18 protein-coding genes are annotated in these 19,191 nt (G+C 61.5%); 4 read left to right on the plus strand and 14 right to left on the minus strand.

Annotated features, from left to right (window positions below):
* Window positions 1-29 precede the first annotated feature (29 nt).
* Entirely contained in the window at window positions 30-782 is a 753-nt protein-coding gene (locus QZ648_RS12805) for an EI24 domain-containing protein (protein WP_291997306.1), read from the plus strand.
* A complete protein-coding gene (locus QZ648_RS12810) occupies window positions 779-1,537 on the plus strand; it encodes a molybdopterin-binding protein (RefSeq protein WP_169067045.1) in 759 nt (252 codons plus the stop codon). The genes QZ648_RS12805 and QZ648_RS12810 overlap by 4 nt, the downstream gene beginning before the upstream one ends.
* 241 nt (window positions 1,538-1,778) lie before the next feature.
* Here the strand turns inward: QZ648_RS12810 and QZ648_RS12815 are convergent, their stop codons facing one another.
* From QZ648_RS12815 to QZ648_RS12835, 5 genes are all read right to left on the minus strand, one after another.
* The gene (locus QZ648_RS12815) at window positions 1,779-2,327 is read right to left on the minus strand and encodes a phasin family protein (RefSeq protein ID WP_169067046.1); all 549 of its coding nucleotides are present in this window, start codon (window positions 2,325-2,327) and stop codon (window positions 1,779-1,781) included.
* 101 nt (window positions 2,328-2,428) lie between these two features.
* Entirely contained in the window at window positions 2,429-2,980 is a 552-nt protein-coding gene (locus QZ648_RS12820) for a phasin family protein (RefSeq protein WP_211203755.1), read from the minus strand.
* A gap of 283 nt (window positions 2,981-3,263) precedes the next feature.
* Window positions 3,264-3,860, minus strand: a complete 597-nt coding sequence (gene lptA, locus QZ648_RS12825) for a lipopolysaccharide transport periplasmic protein LptA (RefSeq protein ID WP_291997307.1) — start codon at window positions 3,858-3,860, stop codon at window positions 3,264-3,266.
* The gene (gene lptC / locus QZ648_RS12830; protein WP_169067048.1) at window positions 3,857-4,453 is read right to left on the minus strand and encodes an LPS export ABC transporter periplasmic protein LptC; all 597 of its coding nucleotides are present in this window, start codon (window positions 4,451-4,453) and stop codon (window positions 3,857-3,859) included. Before lptC ends, lptA begins: the two co-directional genes overlap by 4 nt.
* 64 nt (window positions 4,454-4,517) lie before the next feature.
* Complete coding sequence (locus tag QZ648_RS12835) at window positions 4,518-5,501, minus strand: KpsF/GutQ family sugar-phosphate isomerase (RefSeq protein WP_169067049.1); 984 nt, start codon at window positions 5,499-5,501, stop codon at window positions 4,518-4,520.
* Window positions 5,502-5,612: 111 nt separating this feature from the next.
* On the opposite strand from QZ648_RS12835, the gene QZ648_RS12840 reads away from it, so the two are divergent.
* Window positions 5,613-7,583: a monovalent cation:proton antiporter family protein gene (locus QZ648_RS12840; protein WP_169067050.1), complete on the plus strand. Its 1,971-nt coding sequence runs from the start codon at window positions 5,613-5,615 to the stop codon at window positions 7,581-7,583.
* A 102-nt stretch (window positions 7,584-7,685) separates the two neighbouring features.
* On the opposite strand, the gene QZ648_RS12845 is transcribed toward QZ648_RS12840, so the two are convergent.
* Entirely contained in the window at window positions 7,686-8,402 is a 717-nt protein-coding gene (locus QZ648_RS12845; protein ID WP_291997308.1) for a prepilin-type N-terminal cleavage/methylation domain-containing protein, read from the minus strand.
* A 200-nt stretch (window positions 8,403-8,602) separates the two neighbouring features.
* On the opposite strand from QZ648_RS12845, the gene QZ648_RS12850 reads away from it, so the two are divergent.
* Window positions 8,603-10,324 (plus strand): ATP-binding protein, encoded by a 1,722-nt coding sequence (locus QZ648_RS12850; RefSeq protein ID WP_291997309.1) that lies wholly within the window; start codon window positions 8,603-8,605, stop codon window positions 10,322-10,324.
* A 59-nt stretch (window positions 10,325-10,383) separates the two neighbouring features.
* Here QZ648_RS12850 and QZ648_RS12855 read toward each other — a convergent pair whose 3' ends face one another.
* The 8 genes from QZ648_RS12855 to QZ648_RS12890 form a co-directional block, all read right to left on the minus strand.
* Entirely contained in the window at window positions 10,384-11,667 is a 1,284-nt protein-coding gene (locus tag QZ648_RS12855) for an adenylate/guanylate cyclase domain-containing protein (RefSeq protein WP_291997310.1), read from the minus strand.
* Between the two features lie 118 nt (window positions 11,668-11,785).
* Window positions 11,786-12,586, minus strand: a complete 801-nt coding sequence (locus tag QZ648_RS12860; RefSeq protein WP_291997311.1) for a type II secretion system protein — start codon at window positions 12,584-12,586, stop codon at window positions 11,786-11,788.
* Window positions 12,583-13,575, minus strand: a complete 993-nt coding sequence (locus QZ648_RS12865; protein WP_291997312.1) for a hypothetical protein — start codon at window positions 13,573-13,575, stop codon at window positions 12,583-12,585. The genes QZ648_RS12860 and QZ648_RS12865 overlap by 4 nt, the downstream gene beginning before the upstream one ends.
* Window positions 13,576-13,578: 3 nt before the next feature.
* On the minus strand, window positions 13,579-14,046 hold the full coding sequence (locus QZ648_RS12870) for a hypothetical protein (RefSeq protein ID WP_291997313.1): 468 nt from the start codon (window positions 14,044-14,046) through the stop codon (window positions 13,579-13,581).
* Between the two features lie 32 nt (window positions 14,047-14,078).
* A complete protein-coding gene (locus QZ648_RS12875; RefSeq protein ID WP_169067056.1) occupies window positions 14,079-14,681 on the minus strand; it encodes a hypothetical protein in 603 nt (200 codons plus the stop codon).
* Window positions 14,678-16,219, minus strand: a complete 1,542-nt coding sequence (locus QZ648_RS12880) for a hypothetical protein (RefSeq protein ID WP_291997314.1) — start codon at window positions 16,217-16,219, stop codon at window positions 14,678-14,680. The genes QZ648_RS12875 and QZ648_RS12880 overlap by 4 nt, the downstream gene beginning before the upstream one ends.
* Window positions 16,220-16,223: 4 nt before the next feature.
* Entirely contained in the window at window positions 16,224-17,426 is a 1,203-nt protein-coding gene (locus QZ648_RS12885; RefSeq protein WP_291997315.1) for a type II secretion system F family protein, read from the minus strand.
* A 5-nt stretch (window positions 17,427-17,431) separates the two neighbouring features.
* Window positions 17,432-19,153, minus strand: coding sequence for a GspE/PulE family protein (locus QZ648_RS12890; protein ID WP_169067058.1), 1,722 nt, complete (start codon window positions 19,151-19,153; stop codon window positions 17,432-17,434).
* Between the last annotated feature and the right edge of the window lie 38 nt (window positions 19,154-19,191).

A 19,191-nucleotide genomic window follows, 5' to 3' on the forward strand; every position in this document is an offset into this window, starting at 1 on the left:
TCAGATCGTAATAGATGGAGGGTGACTAAGTGACTGAAATTGTTCTTGCGCTGGGACGCAGCCTGCGCACGCTTGGGCGTGGACGCGTCTGGCTGTTGTTCTTCGGGCCGGCGGCGGTGGCGCTGGTGATCTGGATCGCGCTGATGGTGTTCGCGCTGGAAAGCCTGATTGCGACCCTCCTCGAGCAGCCGCCGATGACCTGGCTGGCTGGCTGGGGAGCGGTATGGCTGGCCAAGCTCGGGGCCGTGCTCGGCGGCTGGCTGCTGATTCTCGCGGCGGCCTTCGTCACCGCCATGCTGCTGGCGGCGATTTTCGTGATGCCACTGCTGCTCAATCATGTCGCCCTGGCCGACTACCCCGAACTGGCACGAGTCGGCAAGGACAGCGTCGTCGCGGGGGCCTGGAACAGTGTCGCTGCGCTGCTGCTGTACATTGTCGGCATGCTGCTGACCCTGCCGCTATGGCTGGTGCCCGGGCTGGGGCTGGTGCTGCCGATCCTGTGGATGGCCTGGCTGACACGGCGCACTTTTGCCTTCGATGCGCTCACCGTACACGCCACCGACCAGGAATGGCGTGTGCTCAGGCGTGAGCACGGCATCCCCTTACTGGTGCTCGGCGTCACTCTGGCCCTGCTGGCGCACATCCCCTTGCTCGGCCTGCTGACACCCACGCTGGCAGCGCTCGCCTATTCGCACTTCTGTCTTGAAGCGCTGCGGGGTTTGCGGCAAGGCGCGCTGGTGGCGGTGATCGACGAGCAGCCAAAAATCGAGGAGGTGAAATGAGGAGCTTCGGGGCGCTGATCATTGGCGACGAGATCCTGTCGGGCAAACGCGTCGACCAGCACTTTGCCAAGGTCGCCGAGTTGCTCGCCGCGCGTGGGCTGCGCCTGTCGTGGGTCGAATACCTGGGCGACACGCGCGCACGTATCGCGGCCACGCTGCGCCGCAGCCTGGCCGCTGGCGACGTGGTTTTCAGCTTTGGCGGCATCGGCAACACGCCCGACGATCGGACGCGGCAGGCCGCGGCGGAAGCGCTCGGCGTCGATCTGGTTCTGCATCCCGATGCGGAACGCGAAATCCGCGCCCGTTTTGGCGACCAGACCAACGATGTTCGCCTGCTGCTGGGCACTTTCCCGCGCGGCGTGGACATCATTCCGAACCCGTTCAATCGCATCCCGGGCTTTCGCATTCGCGATCACTACTTCGTGCCCGGATTTCCGCAGATGGCGCATCCGATGGTCGAATGGGCACTCGAAACCTTCTATAGCGAACTTTTCGATTGCCTGGCGAGCGTTGAGCAAGCATTCCTGCTGACGGGTGCCAACAGCTATGAGAGTGCGCTGCTCGATCTGATGGAAGAAATCGTCGCCGACTTCCCGACGCTGCGGCTGTTCAGCCTGCCGTCAATATCGCCGGACGGACAAAGGCGGCACCTCGAATTGGGCGTCGAAGGCGAGCACGCGCTGGTCGATCAGGCGATGAGTCGTATCCGCCTGGAGGTCGAGCGGCGCGGCATCGACTGGCAGTGGCGGCCATAGAGCGCCGCCGCTGACGACAGCGACCGCACTAACGGTCATAACAGTCGAGATACCCCGGATGCTGAAAGTCATGACCGTCCCCCCTCTTCCCCCGGCCCTTCTCCCGCGAGGGGAGAAGGGAGTTTCGTGAGTCGCTTGCGCGACTTTCACATTAACAGCACAGGCAACGCGGCGGCCGTAGACGAAAAAACCCCGGCCATAGCCGGGGTCCCCCGTGCAGCCGCCAAGGGCGGCTACTGACCTACGCCTTTGGGGTCAGCGCTGAGGCGGCCTTGGTCGTGGCGGCGCTCAAGGCCTTGACATTGGTGTCGACGATTTCGGTCATCTGCTTGGACATCTGCGAGATGTTTTCGAAAGCGGTGCTCGAAGCGTTCATCATCTGCTTCATGGCGGCACCGAAGACATCACCGGCGATCGGCGTGGGAACGCCGCCCGTGCCAACCAGGCCGGCCGCTTTCTGGGCCATGCTGCTGTACTGCTGCTCCATCACCGACGTGATTTCGCGCTGCATGTTGGCGGACAGATCGTAGAGGCCGCGCGAGTACTCGAGAAGCTTGTCGACATTGGGCTGGGCCATTGAACCGGCAAGGCTCTTCAATTGCGCAGGATCCTTGATGTCCATCAACTGCTGCGCACCGCTGGCGCTGTTGTTGAACAGCTCACGGCTGGCGGCAAGGTTGAGGGCAGAGAGTTGCTCCATGCCGTGGAAGGCCGTGCGCACCAGGGTCATCATGACTTGGGCGTTGGCTTTCTGGCTTTCGGCCAGCTTTTCGAGATCGATGGTGTTCATGTGTATATCTCCGTGTTTGGCAGTAATGAGGCGCGTACAGAAACGCAGCGACACGCTGCGTCTCTGCTCCCGCCGTAGATAGTCAAGACGCAGCCAGAATCCTATTTCTTGGCAGCCGCGGCGGTGGCGCCAACCGCCTTGACCGTTGCGTTGGTCGCCGCGGCAACGTTGGTTTCGGCGATGTCAGCAACCTGCTTGGCAGCTTTGTTCATGCTGTCGAAGGCCGACGTCGCCGAAGCGATGGCTGACTTGACGGCGGAAAGGGCAACATCAGAACCGACCGGTGAACTCTTGGCGGCTTGTTCCATCAGCGTAAAGACCTGCTTCTGGAAATCGGAAAACTGCGCTTCGAGAAGCTTGGAGACTTCTTCCTTTGACTGTGCGGAGATCTCGTAGACGCTGCGCGTGTAGGCCACGGCCTTTTCGAGGTTCGGCTGGGCCAGCGAAGCTTGCACCGAGAACAGCTCTTGTGCATTCTTGGCACCGAGCATTGCCTTGGCATTGGAAACGCCGTCTTCGAGCATCGAGCGAGCGGTATTCAGGTTCAGCGCAGCGATGCGCTCGGCGCTCGCCAGAGCAGTATTGGCAAGGGTCAGCATGGCATCAACAGAAGCTTTGTTGGCGGCGGCGAATTGCTCGGGTTTGGTAAACATGGTCAATCTCCTAAAAAAATGGGGGCACAACACGTGCAATGTCAAACTCATTGATCCCGCCCTTCTTGGCACCCGGATCGTTTGCTGCACTGCACCATGAGCAGAATTATAGACGCTTGCCAAAACTTGTCAAGAGTTTTTTTGTGCGCCGCAGCAAATTCTGTACATATCTGGTTTATATGGGTTTCCGTCGTATTTGTAGCACTTCACGGGAACCGGAAAAGGCTTTTTCTGCTGCGCCGCCCAACGTCTGCGCGTGCGGCCAGGGAGCGCTTTCGGCGCGCTACTTGCCAGCTGGCGCAGGCCTAAGGGTCAGCGGCGCGCCGTTCTGCGCCTCAGGATTCGCGTTCTTGCCACGCGGCTGGATGATTGCTCGCACCCGCGCCTGGCTGGCGCCAGTGGCGCTCTTGGTCGCACCGCTGCCGGTGGTGACAAGGTATTTCTCATTAAGAGCGTCATAGGAAATGTAGGCGCCGCGGACTTCGTCGAGCCCACTCTTTACCCAGGCACGCCTGAAGAGTTCGCTTTTGTCAGCGCGCGCGTCGTAGTCGATCTGCTCGGCCTCGCCTTCCATGTAATCGTCCTTCCCCTCGCGCTTCTGCTTGAAGCGGGCAAGCCCGCCCGCCCCTCCGAAAGCCGTACCCTTCTGGAAACCATCCGCATCCTGGATGACGACCAGGCGATCGGTAACAATCTGCAGGGTACCCTGGGTGAGGATCACGTTGCCTTCGAGGACCTGTACCTTGTTGAGGTCATCGATGCTCATGCGGTCGGCTTCGAGCAAAACCGGCTTCCCGCTGTCCGCGCGCTCGGCCTGAGCGGACATCGACAAGAGCGCCAGGAGGACGCTCGTGCAGGCCAGGCGAAATGTCTTTTTCATGTCTGTGGTTTCTTTTTCTTGGCCGAATGGCTTTCTAATTCCCCGCGGACCCGGGATTCCAGCAAATACGTCTGCAACTTGTTATCGACCTGCATACCGACCCCCTGCACCCATGAGTTACCCTGCGTGATCAGCACATGGCTTTTGGTAGACGCCTTTTCTTCACTGGTAAACACGGTCAATTCGGCAGTCTCGACGAGCAAGGGCGGGTTCTTGTCGCTACCCGCACGGTGCACTTCGACCTGCTCGCTGAGATCCACCCTTTCACCTTTCGGGCCCATCACGCCGTGTACCGCACTGATGGTCACCGGCGGTTTCGTCGGATGCAGGTAAACAAGCTTGGGCCTATCCATGCGCGTCGTATCGTCATCGGGATAATGACGAATCTCGTCGGCGATCAGCGTGTACTCCAGGCTTCCCGACGCGCCGATCTTGCGCAATGCCGCCCCATTGACGATGAAGTCAGGATCGTGGCGAAGCTTGCCATCGCCCGGTTTTTCGGTGAAATCGGTGACGTAGCGTAGCCAGAAGGTCAGCGCCGCGAGAATCAGCATAATACTGAGCGGCAACATTGCGCTGCTCCATTGCTTCATTGCCCGCACTCCCCTGACCGACCAAATGAAAACAAGGGCGGCAGCGCGGCGCTGTCAACAGCCATTAGATGACCTTCGCCCTGAAGAGGTCGTGCATGTTGAGCGCGCCAAGCAAAATGCCGCTTTCATCGACGACCGGCAGCTGATTGATTTTGTACTGCTCCATCATTTGAACCGCTTCAACCGCGAGGTGGTCCGGACCGATAGCGCGCGGCTTCTGACCCATGATATCGGCCACCACGAGCGATCGCAAATCGAGGCCCTTGGCAAAGGCGCGCCGCAAGTCGCCGTCAGTGACAATGCCGATCACCCGGCGTTCGGGAGTGAGCACCGCGGTCATGCCGATGCCGCCACGCGACATCTCGAGAATAGCATCCGGCACGCGGGTCGTGGGAACGACTTCGGGCAGCGCCGATCCGGCCCGCATGACATCGCGAACGTGCGTCAGCAAGCGACGACCGAGGCTGCCGCCCGGGTGTGAGCGAGCGAAATCTTCGGCCCCGAAGCCACGCGCATCGAGCAACGCCACCGCCAGCGCGTCGCCAAGGGCGAGGACCGCAGTGGTGCTGGCGGTCGGCGCCAGATTTAGCGGGCAGGCTTCCAGCGCGACCGCCGCATCGAGGTGCACATCGGCCTCGACGGCCAGCGACGACTGGGTGTTTCCAGTCATGCTGATCAGCTTGGCACCGAGGCGTTTGATGATCGGCACGATCATCAGCAGTTCGGCACTTTCACCCGAGTTCGAAATGGCGATCAGCACATCGTCGCGGGTGATCATCCCGAGATCACCGTGACTTGCTTCGGCAGGATGGACAAAATATGCGGGGGTGCCGGTACTTGACAGTGTCGAAGCGATCTTGCGCCCAACATGACCGGATTTCCCCATGCCACTGACGATCACCCGACCGTGACAATTGAGAATCAGTGCCAGCGCCTGCACAAAGGCCCCATCAATGCGCTCAGCCAAGGCCATCACGGCGTCGGCTTCAATGCGCAGAACCTGTCGGGCGAGGTCGAGCGCCTTCGACGATGGCATGATTTGGTTCATCGGAACGCAGCGGTTATCATCGGCCCAGTATAACAGAAGGCCTAGGCGCGCTCATCGGCGAGCCAAGCAACACGCCCGGCGAAACAGTGCCCGCGAAGACAAAGGGAACGGATGATGGATACGCTACCCACAATTGTGATGCTGCTCGGCGCTTCGGTGGTTTCGGTGATCATTTTCCGTTCCATCAACCTGCCGCCGGTGCTCGGCTATCTGTTGGTCGGCACGGTGATCGGCCCACATGCGCTCGATCTGGTCGGCGGCGTCAGCGGCATGCAGCATCTGGCCGAGTTCGGCGTCGTCTTCCTGATGTTCTCGATCGGCCTAGAGTTCTCGCTGCCCAAGCTGTACGCGATGAAGCGCATCGTCTTCGGTCTTGGCCTGCTGCAGGTCCTGGTGACCATCGCCGTGGTCACCGCCGTCGTCACTGCCTTGAAGCTCAGCTGGCAGGAAGGCGTCGCGCTCGGTGGCGCGCTGGCCATGTCCTCTACGGCGGTGCTCACCAAACTGCTCACCGAGCGTCTCGAACTCGACAAGGCGCATGGCCGGGAGGTGATGGGCGTCCTGCTCTTTCAGGACATCGCCGTGGTGCCGCTGCTGATCCTCATTCCCTCCTTCTCCGAGTCGCCCGAGCGTATGGCAACGATGATGGCCCTGGCCATGCTCAAGGCGGTCGTGGTGCTGTCGCTGGTGCTGTTTTTTGGCCAGCGGCTGATGAGCAAATGGTTTTTCATCGTCGCCCGCGGCAAGTCCGCTGAACTGTTCATGCTCAATGTGCTGCTGATTACCCTGGGACTCGCCTATCTGACCGAAGTGGCCGGGCTTTCGCTGGCGCTGGGCGCTTTTGTGGCCGGCATCCTGATCTCGGAAACTCAGTACCGGCATCACGTCGAAGAGGACATCAAGCCTTTTCGCGACGTACTGATGGGCCTCTTCTTCGTGACCATCGGCATGATGCTCGACATCCCGCTGGTGCTCACCAACGCACCGCTAGTACTGGGCGTGCTTGGCGCCTTGCTGGTGACCAAGTTTGCCCTCGTTCTCGGTCTTTCGCGGCTGTTCGGCTCGACTTTCGGCGGCGCCATGCGCACCGGACTGTGGCTTTGTGCGGGCGGTGAATTCGGCTTCGTCCTGCTCTCGGAAATGCGCCACCTGCAGCTACTGCCGCCAATAATCCTGCAGGCGGTGCTGGCCGCGCTGGTCCTGTCGATGCTCCTGGCACCGCTGATCGTCCAGTACAGCAACCAGATCGTGCTGCGCTTCGCGGCCAGCGAGTGGTTGATGCGTTCGATGCAGATGACGCAGCTGGCAGCGAAATCGATGAACACCGAAAAGCACGTGGTGATCTGCGGCTACGGAAGAACCGGCCAGTATCTGGCGCGCTTCATGGAAGAGGAGGACGTCACCTATCTAGCGCTCGACCTCGACCCGGAGCGCATCCGGGAGGCAACGGCGGCCGGTGAAAACGTCATCTACGGCGACGCCGCCCGGCACGAAACGCTGATTGCGGCCGGCGTCAGCCGCGCCAGCGTGCTGATCATTTCCTTTTCCGATGCACGGGTTTCCGAGCGCGTACTGGAACACGCTCGCCAGATCAATCCAAAACTGCCGATCATCGTGCGCACGCTCGACGAAAAGGATCTCGACGCGCTGCTGCACGCCGGCGCCGCCGAGGTCGTCCCGGAAACGCTGGAAACGAGCATGGTGCTCGCCGCGCACGCCCTGCGCCACCTGGGCGTGCCCAATGCGCAAGTCCGCGAACACTTTCGCCAGACGCGAATCGGACGCTACAAGACCCTGCGCGGCTTCTTCCACGGCGAGAGCGATCTCGAAGAAGAGGCACACGACAGCGACGAAGAGCGCCTGCATTCGATTCTGCTCGGCGAAGGCGCGTATGCCGTCGGACGAACGCTTGGCGAGCTGAGCTTGCAGGAACTCGGCGTTGAAGTGACCGCCGTCCGCCGACGCAAAATCCGCGCCCTCGAACCGTCGCCGGAAATCTGCTTCGGCAGCGGCGATGTAATCGTGCTGCTCGGCACCCCGCGCGCTTTGAGCGCTGCCGAGGAGCGTTTGCTGAAGGGGTAAACACGAGAATGCACGAGAATGCGCGCAAAAAAGCCCGCCGGAGGCGGGCTTTCCCTTGCTATCCATCCTGACCGTGGCCCGCGCGGGGCGCGGCCGAAACGCTCAGTAGGAAGCGCAGACCGTATATTGCGTGCCATCGACAATGTTCCCCGTAATCACTGCCAGCTCACCACGGGCAGCACCATCGGCGACCGCCTGTACCGAACCGCCAGCGGTGTTGCCGTCATCCATCGTGCTGTCGATCTGCCTGACGTAACGCCCGAGGATGCCGGACGAGCAGATGAAAAACGAACCGCGCATGCCGGCGATGAACGGTGCGGCTGCGCCAAGGGCGTTAATACCGCTCTCGATGCCGATGAAACCGCCATCGGCATTGCGCGGACGGTAGTTTACGTCGGCCAGCAAAGTAGCGCCGGTAGCCAGGTTGGCCAAGCGGGCGTGTTGCCAGAAGACCGAAGTTTCCTCGGTAGCGACGCCGGTACCGGCGCCACCAGCGTTCCACGCGCCGTCCACGCGGCCATTGTTCGGGACGCAGAGGCCTGCGGTGGCAACCGGCGTGCAGGCAGTGGCCACGCCAACGCCAAAAGCCAGATCAAGTTGCGCCTGCGTCTGGTCGCCGGGAAAGAGCTTGAAGCGGTCCTGGTAACCATAGACCAGGCTCGACACGGTGCGGAAATCGCCGATCATATTCTTCACCTTGGCGCTGTTGATCAGCTCCTGGCCCTTCAGTACCCCGCCGAGCAGCAGGCCTATGATGACGAGTACAATGGCAATCTCTACCAAGGTAAAACCCGCCTGTCGTTGTTGCAGCTGGTTCATCTCGTTCTCCAGTGTTTATCAAAAGTGATATGGAGCAACAAGCATGTTTCATGCCAGCCTGAATTGGCGTCTACGGCCGCAAAATCCGCCGGAAGTGTCGATTTCTCGACACTTGTGTCCGGAGTCGGACTGATGAAGGACCGCCCCGACACGTTAGACGAGCGTCATGAGCGGCTCATGGCACGCGCCGGGAGCCGCTCATGACGCCGCTCGAGCGCCTGGCCGGCATACTGCGCCAGCGGCAGCGCTGGCTGCTGATCGCCTTGCTCGGCGTGCTGCATGCGGCCCTTTTGGCCGAAGGCGACCGCGCCTTCGGCACGCTTTGCTGGCTGGTAGATGTTGGCCTGTTCATTCTCTGGCAACCCTTCATTTACGCCGAGCGCCGGCTCGATTTCAGCGCTCTGGCGGTGATTGCCCTGCTCCTCGGCTGCGGCATCGCCTTCTATGGCTGGTGGCTGCTGATCGTCTGGGTGGTGATCCTGGCCGCTCTGGTCGGCGGACGAGTGATGTTCATCGACCACCGGCCGACGCGGATCTTCTACCTGATCGCTTTTGCCTACCTGCTCGCGGCGCTGCTCTTCTGGCTGGTTCCACGCGTGGTCGCGAATGCAACTCTGGTTGGGCCTTCCCTGGATCCCGAGTTTGCCTGGGGGATGCCCCTGTTCCTCTTGGTCATGACCCTGCTGCCGCTATTGAAAGATAGCGACCGGCCAGGCGGCAGCATGGTCGACCTGTTCTACAGCCTGTTCATCTTTCTACTGATTGCCGTTCTGGTGCTCGGCAGCCTGGCCTTCATGCTGCTCCGCCAGTCGGGCTATTTCGAGGCCGTGTTCAACACCTTGACCGCGATTGCCCTGTTGCTGCTGCTCATCGGCTGGACGTGGAACACGCGCCCCGGCTTCACTGGCATCGACGTTTTCTTCTCGCGTTACCTGCTGAGCATCGGCCTGCCGTTCGAGAACTGGCTGCATCGCCTAACAACACTGGCCAGCAGTGAAAGCGACCCCGAGAAGTTTCTCTCGCAAGCACTCGCGGAGATGCTCGATCTGCCCTGGGTGGAAGGCGGCGCCTGGACAGCCGGCACTCGCAGCGGCACTTTTGGCAGTGAGGCGCAGCACTTTTGCCATCAATTCTCCGGGCAGCCGCTACAGCTGACCCTGCACACCCGTCACAAACTCAGCCCGGCACTCGTCTGGCACTTCCACCTGCTGGCACAACTGGCCAACGAGCACTACATCGCCAAGCTGCGCGCGCGTGAGTTGCAGCAAGTCAGCTACCTGCGCGCGATCCACGAAACCGGCGCTCGCCTGACCCACGACGTCAAGAACCTGCTGCAATCGCTGCACAACCTCTGCTACCTGGCGCAGACCGCCAACGGCGAGGACAGCAAGCGCCTCGAACTGCTTCTCGAACGGCAGTTGCCGCAGATCACGCAACGCCTGCAGCAAACACTGGCCAAGCTGCAGAAGCCGCAGAGCGAGGCGGGCGATGCGCTGCCAGCGGCCATGTGGTGGAAGATCCAGCAACAACGCTACGCGGGCCAGCCGGTCAGCTTTGCCGCCGCAAACTTCGACCCCGAGGTGCTCGTGCCAAGCGCGTTGTTCGACAGCGTCGCCGACAATCTGCTGCACAACGCCTTGCTCAAACGCCAATCGGAAAGCGAATTGCGGGTTCACGTCGCCCTTGCCGACGACGCCTCGCTGCTGAGTGTTTGTGATAGCGGCAGCGCGATCCGGGACGACGTCCTTGCCGACCTGCTTCACGCACCGCTGGCGTCGGAAAGCGGGCTGGGCATCGGCCTCTATCACGCAGCGCGCCAGGCTGAGAGTTGCGGCCACGAATTGCGCCTGGCCTGCAACGAGCCCGGCAAAGTATGCTTCGAGTTGCACAGAAGCGGCCAAGCAACGGCGGCCAGAGAGTGAGTGAGCCAGCGCGCCAGGATTGAGGCACCCCGAAATCCTGGACAGTCGCCCGCCCGTGACTATGCGGCCGCGCTACCGCTTCGGCAACCGATCAGCCGGTGGACAACCATATTGCCTTTGCCTTTCAGGTAAATCGTCTGCGCCGGATGAAACTCGAAGCGATGCTGTAAAAGCTGATAAGTGCGGTCATCGACCTGAACCACGCCGGGAACACCTTCGCTGGTGACCCGACTGGCAATGTTCACAGTGTCGCCCCAAAGGTCGTAAATGAACTTCTTCTTGCCGACGACACCGGCTACCACCGGCCCGGTACCCATGCCAACGCGCAGTTCGAGACGCATCTCGTTGAGTTGTACGTCATCGTGCAGCAGGCGACACATCTCCAGCGCCATTTCGGCCAGAGCGCCCGAAAAGTCGCTGTGCTCGTCGTTGAGGCCGCCGGCCACCATGTAGGCGTCGCCAATGGTCTTGATTTTCTCCAGACCGTACTTCTCGGCCAACTCATCGAAGCACGAGAAAATCTTGTTGAGCATGGCAAAAACCTGCTGTGGCGTCATTCCTTCTGCGACCCGGGTGAAGTTCACAATATCGGCAAACATCACCGAGACTTCGGCAAAGCCGTCGGCGATCGGCTGCTTGCTATTCTTCAGGCGTTCGGCAATCGGCGCCGGCAGGACATTGAGCAAAAGTCGCTCCGAACGCTCCTGCTCGACCTGCAGTAAGCGGTGCGCTTCCTGCAGGCGCTGCTGAGCGCGGTGCTTTTCGCTGTCCGAGTAGCGCAGCAACAGGTAAACGATGCTCGATACGGCCGTAAAGTTGAGCGCGAAGAAAAAGGCCGCCGTCGCTGCCGGAACTTCGGGCGGCAAACTGCTCGCCGTGTCGGCGAGGTAGTAGTCAAAGGCGCCGGAAAGTGTGGTCAGACAAACGTAGGCGAAAAACCAGGCCCCGGACGCACGCGGTCCGATGAACAGCACGGCGCCGATCGGCGCCAGCAAAGCCCACAGGCTGATGCCACTGGCAGTGATGAAGCTGCCGATGCTCCACTGCGCCACGAAGGGCGTAAACAAGAACAGGGACAACTGGATCAGCCGGAAGAGGTTGAAGTTCAGAGTCTTCAGGTAAACCAGCAGATTCCCAACGAGCAGCAACTGCAAGGCAAACGGGAGATTCGACGAAAACCTTGGTCCGAGTTGCCAATAAATCGACAGCCAGACCATCGACGCCAGACTGATCAGGCCGGTGGCAAAGAACAGCAGAGACTTCTGCAGACGCAGTTCTTCGCCGTCGCCAGGGCAAATGCCGGCGTTACGCAGGCGCTCAAGGAAGGTCCGCGCGGCACTCATCGGCCGGCTTGCTGAAGGTAGAACGTAGGCATAGGCCTATTGGACCCTAATCGACGCGGAGGGTCAATGCAACGGGACGACGCTGCCGCCGAAGGTTCCGACCTTGCCGGCAAACCGCTTACGGCAACTTGCCGGCCCGGATCATCCGGCTGAAAAGCACCCCCGGCGGAATCCACGCGACTTCATCGTCAAAGCTAGGAATCGCTGGCTTGTAGACGAAATCGAGATTGACCATCGTGTTTCCCGCGCCGGTCAACTGGTTGTCCTGTTCATCGACATCGGTACCGACCGCCGTTTGCGTCCCTAGAACCGTGTAGGCACCCTGGCCATTCTTACCGTGCGAGACAACAACGGCCGGCACAGCGGTGGCGACTCCGGCCCCCCCGGCGGTGACCAACACACTCATGCCGCCCGGCGAGCAGAGCGCGAAAGCAGCACTCTGAGGTAGCGGCGGCAGTGGGGGGGGGGGCACGGGGCACTCGTCGATGTCGGGCGGGGGAACGGCCTTGGTGAAGGCACGAGTGACTCGATAGGAGTAGCGCCGTCCCCAGGCATCGGTCTCTGCAACTCCCAGCGTCGCCCACGGCACAACCCCGGCAATATTGGTACAACCGCTGGCAGCTCGGGTCCCTTCTAGCCCGGCGCCCGCCGCGCCACTGGCAACGTTCGCCAACGCCGGGCACGGCAAGCGGCCATTGACCACGGCGTAGCCGAGTATCGTCTCGCGGATCTCGGCCAAAGCCCGCCTGGTGTCAGCAAGGTTACGACTATCAATCTGCGTCGACAGCGGGGCCAGCAGGCTGCCAACCAGTAACGCGACGATGACCAGCACGATGGCCAGTTCAGCCAGAGTAAAGCCATGTGCCCTCGCGCGGACGACGGCCGCGGCCGCATCCCGGCGCAAGCGTCCAGGGTTCATGGGACGATATCCAGGGTACTGCTATCGACGCTTACCCGGGCGGAGTCTGTGCCAAGCCGCTCGTAACGGATCAGCGGCGGCCACCCGTTGGGGCTCAGCCAAGCGGCCAGTAGCAACTCGTTGTAAGGCAAATAGCCCAAAGTCGCGCCAACGTCGCCATAGCCATCGGCATCGCTGTCGGCCCAAGGAAAACTCCCGTTGTCGGCGTAGTACTTGCGCAAGCCCCATTGCGACGGTGAGAGCCCCGGACCCCCGACTTCGACCAACACACGCTGGTTGACTACACGGAAGATGGCGCGCCTGGGAACAGCAAGTACCTGATCGTTGAAGGCTGCCGACGGCGAACTTGAAACATATGCACTGTCACCATCGCTGTTGCTAGCGTCGAGATAGTCGCTGACGGTGTTGCCCGGACGACCGCTCTGGTTGGGGAGTGGCGCCTGCGGTGAGAAAATGATCGCGGCGATATTCGGAGCTCCATCTAGCGTAAGCTCCACCGGAGTCTGGGAGTTGATCGGTTGCGCCGAATCGTCGTCACGGAGTCCGCGCGAGAGTGCGTACCAGAGAAGTTCGCCAGCACTGTCGCGCAAGGCCCCCACGCGGAGAGTGGACCAGGGCAGACGGCCGATGTACGCCGGGCACTCATTGCCAACGAGGAGCGGCGCCACCCCGGCGTCGCTTGGAGCCGGACAGGGCAAGCTGCCGGGACGATTTCCGTCGCTGGCGGCACGCCCAATCAGCGCCTCGGCAGCCTCGGCAAGGATCGCCGCATCGGTTTCCACGTTGCCTAGCTTGTATTGGGTCGCACTGAGCCGCCCAACAAACACATACAGTCCGAAGAGAGTTAATAGGGTGAGCATGGCCATCAGCGCAATGCCGCTCTGACGTGATCGAGACGCAAGCCGGTGCGGGTCGATTCGCGGCTGTTGCTGGCGCAAAGTACGCCTGCCAGCGATCACCCCGCGCCGCACTTCGGTAGCCGGCGGCATCGTCTACCTCGCTCCTCGCGACGTCGAGTGAACACTGACTCGACCGCCCTTGAGCAGGTCCGTCGCTTCGCCGGAGTTGCGGTTTACAGTCTGTCCGACACGCGCGCTCGCCGCTGGCGCATCGCTGATATCGAGCAACACCTTGCCCGGCTCGCCGTGGCGCGGGGTGACCGTCAGGCCACTCCACAAGTCGCCTTCGTGCTGTGGCTGACCGTTTACCCAGGCCGTGCGTCGGCCGCTGCTGCGCGTGACGACGCCGTCAATGGTCAGGGTCGGATCGGCAGGGATTTGCTGCTGATCGAGAACATTCATTTCACGCTGACGATCAAGCTGCTGGCGGCGTTCCGGAGTGAAGAACAGGCGACCGAGCGCTTGCTCGTCCGCGACGGCCGACGGGCAGGTCGCCAGCAGCAGTAGCCAGGCACCCACCGCCAGCACGGCGAGCTTTGCTGTCGGTAAAAGCTCGGTCATTGACTGTCCCGCCCCTTCCTGCGCTTTCCTGCTCATTTGCCACGCAGGTCACGCAAGGTCAACCACTCGATTTCGCAATCGGCCAGCAGATTCGCCCGCCCACCGCCACGCTGTTCGCCAGGCGCCGGCAAGCGCTCGACGCGACAACTGTTCACCCGGATCAGCGCCTTCGCCTGCCGGCGCAAGTCGTCGAGCAGTCGGGTAAGATCTTCTTCATGCAGCAGTTTCAATTCCAGCTTCATGCTGCTGGCAAAGAAAACGAAGTCGTTCCCGAGTTGGCCATCGAGCATGCGTTGCGGCGCAATTTCGTAGCGTAGATCGATCAGACGATGCTTGTCGCGAATCTCTTTCAGCAACTCCACCCAATCCAGCCGCTGCTCGTCACCAATGATGCCACGCTCTTGCAGCTTGTTGAAGACAATCGACTTCTGTTTGACCTCGCTCTCTTCGTTACGTACCTGCTTCAGCTTGCCGTCGGCTTCCGCAAACTGGGCAGCGATGCTGACCCTGCCCTGCTCTGCGCGCTTCATGGCCGCCAACGCGAAATACAGGGCAAGGGCGCCGACGGCGATCATCAGGACGCCGAGCACAACGCTCGCTCGCAGCTTGCGAAAATCGGCAGGAACAATTTTCATAAGCCAATTGTCCGTCGAATCTGCACCTTGAACGATCGCGGCTCCTTGCTCTCCAGCGCAGCGTCGCCACCCTTGAGGGACTTGCCGGACTCGACGTCGAAGGGCTGCTGCAGGACCTCGACCGCCAACTGCGGCCTGGCCCTGAGGGCTGCGACGAGACGATTGAAAACGGCCAGCACCTGCCGCGGGTTGCTGTCGCCGTCAAGGCGCAGGGTTCCGCGGACAATTGCCGTCTCCTGATCGACCGGCTGCAGCTCGCTGCTCACGACATTGACGCCACCCGGCGCCGACGGTGATTGCGGCTTCCCGGCTTGCCAATCAATGGCCTCCAGATCGACCCACTCGGCGCGCTCCAGGGCAAGACTGATCTCACGATACAGATACCCCGGCGACGCACTATTCCTCTCCAGCTCTAGATAGCGGTTGATCACCCGACGCAGGTTTTCGTTGGTCGTTGGAATCGGCGGAAAGGTCTTGACGATGTCTGCATAGCGCTGGCGAGTGAGTCCGGTCTCGCGGGCCAGAACAGCGACCTCGTTCTCGATCCGCGAGGCGTCGAAAAGCTGCTTGCCGGCGAGCAGCAGACAACTCAGCAAAACCAGCGAAGCGACTCTGCGGACGACCGAGCGAAACAGCCAGAGATGGTAGTTGTGACGCTGATCATCGTTGGCGAACTGCGCGCGCGGAGGATCGGTGGCCAGCAGGTTCAGGAAAAGAAGCTCGCAGTGGGTGTCGGTGGGCAATGTCTTGAGCTTGCATTTGCGCGCGCTGTCTTCGATATCGAGGACTGTGAAAGACAAGGCCTCGCTATCGACACAACTGTTCTCGATCGCCTTTCGAGCGCTGGCATGCGCCAGGAGGTAGGCCTTGATCGGCTGCTTGCGACCGATCAGGCGCTGACCGACCAGATATTGCTGGAGTTTCAGAGCTTCGCTCGAGAAAGTCTGCGCAATACCGCCAATACTGCTGTTGTGCAGAGGCGTCAGGCGACTGAAATGCAGTTCGCCGTTTTCCAGGTAACTCTGGCGCAGGCTCTGGTCCTGAATGGTTAGCAAAAGGCAAGGCTGGGCGCCAATGCCGAGCTTGCGAAGCAAGCTCGGCGCCAGTAACGGCAGCGAGTAGACGCCGGCGAGAGCCAGCTCGGCGGCGGCCAGTGCATCGAGCCAGGGGGCAAAAACCTCGGGCCTCGTCAGCGCGGCGAGCATGACGCGCTCGTCCTTGCGACGCGATTTCTGGTGACCGAGCGAAAGCGCGGTCACCAGCTTGGCATTGAAAAACAGTTGTCCCTGCTTGCGCGCAATGACCGCCTGGCGGTCGGCGCCGCGTAGAAACGGGATGGTTTCGATCTGGAACCCTTCTTCCGAGACGTTGGCCAGGATCAAGAAGACGCGGCTTGAGTTGGCCGCCAGGTAGTCGGCAAATGCTGCTTGCCCGGCTTCGCTGGCGTCGAACGAGTGCTCATCAGCCAAAACCCCGGATTGCCAGGAAAAAGCCGACAGGTGATGGGCGCTGAGGTAGAGGAGGCGACGGGCAGCCATCGTGCTATACCTTGATCTTGCTGATCACGTCGTAGACCGGCCCGAGTACAGAGAGCATGATCCAGCCGAGCAGGGCGCCCATGAGCACGGTGAGCATCGGTTCGATCAGCTGCTGCATGCGCGCCACGGACTCCTTGACGTCGCGATTGTAGAAATAGCTGACGTTCATCAAGGCGTCGTCGAGCGCCCCGGTATTCTCGCCGACGCGCAGCATGCGGATCACCAGCGGCGGGAAGAAGCCGGTGGCGTGAAAAGCGGCGGTCACGTTCTGCCCCTCGCCGATCAACTGCTCGACGCGCTCCAGGCCGCGGCGAATGACCAGATTGCCGACGACATCCTGCGTCGTGCGGATCGACTCGAGAATCGGGATACCGGAAGCGTAGAGCAGGGCGAAGGTGTTGGCGAAGCGGGAGAGGGCAATCTTGCGCAGAATGTTGCCAACAAACGGCAAGCCAAGCTTGACGCCATCGAAGCGAACGCGTGCCAGCGGATTAATGTGCAACAGGACGCGCAGGCCGAGCGCCAGTAACGCCGGCAGCAAGAGGAGAACATACCAGTAGTCGACCATCAGGTCGGAGATGAAGAAGAGGACCACCGTCTGCGTCGGCAGGACCTGCCCCATGTTCTTCACGAACATCTTGAGCTGGGGAACCATGTATACCATCAAAAAAAAGCTGGCAGCCAGGACGATGACAGCCACGAAGGCGGGGTAGGCGATCATCTTTTTCGTTTGCGAGGCGAGTTCGTCCTCCCATTTCAATGCCTCGTTGAGACTGTTCAAGACTTCCGGCAGGCGACCGGTCGTTTCACCGGCGCGGATCAGGCTCACGAAAACGGCATCGAAGACGCTGCGGTGACCGTCCATGGCCTGCGAGAGCGTCTGCCCGCCCTCGATCGCTTCGATCAGGCTGGCCACCACCTCACGGAAGCGCGGGTGCTCGAGACTGTCACGCAGATCCGCCAGCCCATCGATGAGCGGCACACCGGCACGCACCAGCTGTTGAAGATGGAAGCAGAAGTGAATCATTTCCCGGCGTGGCACGCCACCGCTGGCAAACAGAGTGCGCTGGCTGACCGGTTCGCCGCTGACCAGGTCCAGCTCCATACGCCGCAAACGCATTTCGAGGTCGACCAGGTTGAGGGCGTCGATCCTGCCGAGAAGCATCCGCCCCTCGGGACTGACCGCTTTATACGTGTAGAGCGGCACCGATCCTACATCCGGTCAGTCAGGTCAACGACCCGGCCGACTTCCTCGAGCGCCGTCGAACCGTCGAGAACGCGGCGCAGGCCGTCGTCGGCGAGGGTGGCAAAGCCCTGGCGGCTGGCGAGCGTGCGCATTTCCCGGAAAGTGCTGCGCCGAGCGATCAACTCGTCCATGTCGCCATTGATGCGCAGCAGCTCCATGATCGCCAGGCGCCCGCGATAGCCCTGGAACTCGCAGCGCTCGCAACCGCCCGGCCGATAGACCACCGGCCGCGGTCCATCGGCCAGGTTGCCGAGCAGGCGCGCCTCGTGCGCCTCGGCCTGGTAGGGGATCTTGCAATGCACGCACAGCCGCCGCACCAGCCGCTGGGCGATGATGCCGATGATATTGCCGGCCATGATGTCGGGCACGATGCCGATATCGAGCAGGCGGGGTATGGCGCCGAGGGCCGAATTGGTATGCAGGGTCGAATACACCTGGTGGCCGGTCATCGCCGCGCGCAAGGCCATTTCGGCGGTTTCTGCATCGCGCACTTCACCCACCAGAATGATGTCCGGGTCCTGGCGCATCATCGAGCGAATGCCATTGGCGAAATCGAGTTTTAGCGAATCGGCCGCCGACGTCTGGCGCACCATGGTCATCGGATACTCGACCGGGTCTTCAAGGGTCATGATGTTCACCCCCTCGGAGTTGATATGGTTGAGCACCGAGTAGAGAGTGGTCGTCTTGCCGCTGCCGGTCGGCCCGGTCACGAAGATGATCCCTTCCGGGCGGGCAATCATCAGCTTCAGCTGATCGAGCTGTTTGTCGGCAAGACCCAGGCCTTCGAGGGGCACGATCCCTTTCTGCCGATCGAGAATGCGCAGGACGATATTCTCACCGTGAATCGTCGGTTGTGCAGAAACGCGGAAGTCGATCTGCCGACCGCGCAAGTTGAGCGAAATGCGACCGTCCTGGGGAGCGCGCGTTTCGGCGATATTCATGCCCGAGAGGACCTTGATGCGCACCGCCATTGCCGGCCAGTAGGTTTTGTGCAGCGAGCGAATCTGGCGCAGCATGCCATCTATGCGGTAACGGATGCGCAGGAAACTGGCTTCCGGCTCGAAGTGAATGTCCGACGAGTCGCGCTTGACGGCGTCGGTCAGCAGCGAGTCGATCAAACGCACAACCGGCTGGCTGTACTCGTCGGCCGACGATTGCAGGCCGCGGAAGTCAATCTCGCCGGTCTCGATCTCGTGCAGGATGCCGTCGATCGACAACTCGTGGCCGTAGTACTGGTCGATGGCACGGTCGATTTCTGTCTCGCCGGCCAGCAGGGTGTCGATCTCGATCTCGTCGCTGGTCAGCGTACGTATTCGATCCAGGGCGACAATGTCGTTGCTGTCGGCAATGGCGACCGTCAAACGCAGGTTTTCAGCATCGTAGTCGAGCGGCAGCAGGTGGTGGCGCTTGGCGAGATCGCGCGGAACGTATTTCAGCGCCGAAGGGTCGATGATCGCATTCGATAGATCGACACTCTGCTTGCCCAGGCTCTCCGAAAGCGCGTCACGCAGGGTCGCCTCGGAGACAAAGCCGAGCGACACCAGAAGCTTGCCGATCGGCTGATTACACTTCATCTGCTCGAGCAGGGCAATACGCAGCTGGTCTTCGCTGAGAATCCCCTTACTGAGGAGAATCTGGCCCAGCGGCCGGGAATGGGCGGGATGGAGGGGTGTGGCTGGAGAGTTCATGAGCGCGCGAACAGCCCCTTCAGTGACGGCGATCGGCG

The organism is Candidatus Accumulibacter sp. ACC012 (assembly GCF_907163155.1).
Taxonomy (GTDB): Bacteria; Pseudomonadota; Gammaproteobacteria; order Burkholderiales; family Rhodocyclaceae; genus Accumulibacter; species Accumulibacter delftensis.

What these genes read in the sequence shown, in the direction of transcription:
- QZ648_RS12820 (WP_211203755.1), bottom strand. Translation starts at nt 2,980, where the DNA reads ATGTTTACCAAACCCGAGCAATTCGCCGCCGCCAACAAAGCTTCTGTT.
- lptA (WP_291997307.1), bottom strand. Translation starts at nt 3,860, where the DNA reads ATGAAAAAGACATTTCGCCTGGCCTGCACGAGCGTCCTCCTGGCGCTC.
- QZ648_RS12865 (WP_291997312.1), bottom strand. Translation starts at nt 13,575, where the DNA reads ATGCCGCCGGCTACCGAAGTGCGGCGCGGGGTGATCGCTGGCAGGCGT.
- QZ648_RS12880 (WP_291997314.1), bottom strand. Translation starts at nt 16,219, where the DNA reads ATGGCTGCCCGTCGCCTCCTCTACCTCAGCGCCCATCACCTGTCGGCT.
- QZ648_RS12815 (WP_169067046.1), bottom strand. Translation starts at nt 2,327, where the DNA reads ATGAACACCATCGATCTCGAAAAGCTGGCCGAAAGCCAGAAAGCCAAC.
- QZ648_RS12845 (WP_291997308.1), bottom strand. Translation starts at nt 8,402, where the DNA reads ATGAACCAGCTGCAACAACGACAGGCGGGTTTTACCTTGGTAGAGATT.
- QZ648_RS12840 (WP_169067050.1), top strand. Translation starts at nt 5,613, where the DNA reads ATGATGGATACGCTACCCACAATTGTGATGCTGCTCGGCGCTTCGGTG.
- QZ648_RS12890 (WP_169067058.1), bottom strand. Translation starts at nt 19,153, where the DNA reads ATGAACTCTCCAGCCACACCCCTCCATCCCGCCCATTCCCGGCCGCTG.
- QZ648_RS12855 (WP_291997310.1), bottom strand. Translation starts at nt 11,667, where the DNA reads ATGAGTGCCGCGCGGACCTTCCTTGAGCGCCTGCGTAACGCCGGCATT.
- lptC (WP_169067048.1), bottom strand. Translation starts at nt 4,453, where the DNA reads ATGAAGCAATGGAGCAGCGCAATGTTGCCGCTCAGTATTATGCTGATT.
- QZ648_RS12810 (WP_169067045.1), top strand. Translation starts at nt 779, where the DNA reads ATGAGGAGCTTCGGGGCGCTGATCATTGGCGACGAGATCCTGTCGGGC.
- QZ648_RS12860 (WP_291997311.1), bottom strand. Translation starts at nt 12,586, where the DNA reads ATGAACCCTGGACGCTTGCGCCGGGATGCGGCCGCGGCCGTCGTCCGC.
- QZ648_RS12870 (WP_291997313.1), bottom strand. Translation starts at nt 14,046, where the DNA reads ATGACCGAGCTTTTACCGACAGCAAAGCTCGCCGTGCTGGCGGTGGGT.
- QZ648_RS12875 (WP_169067056.1), bottom strand. Translation starts at nt 14,681, where the DNA reads ATGAAAATTGTTCCTGCCGATTTTCGCAAGCTGCGAGCGAGCGTTGTG.
- QZ648_RS12850 (WP_291997309.1), top strand. Translation starts at nt 8,603, where the DNA reads ATGACGCCGCTCGAGCGCCTGGCCGGCATACTGCGCCAGCGGCAGCGC.
- QZ648_RS12835 (WP_169067049.1), bottom strand. Translation starts at nt 5,501, where the DNA reads ATGAACCAAATCATGCCATCGTCGAAGGCGCTCGACCTCGCCCGACAG.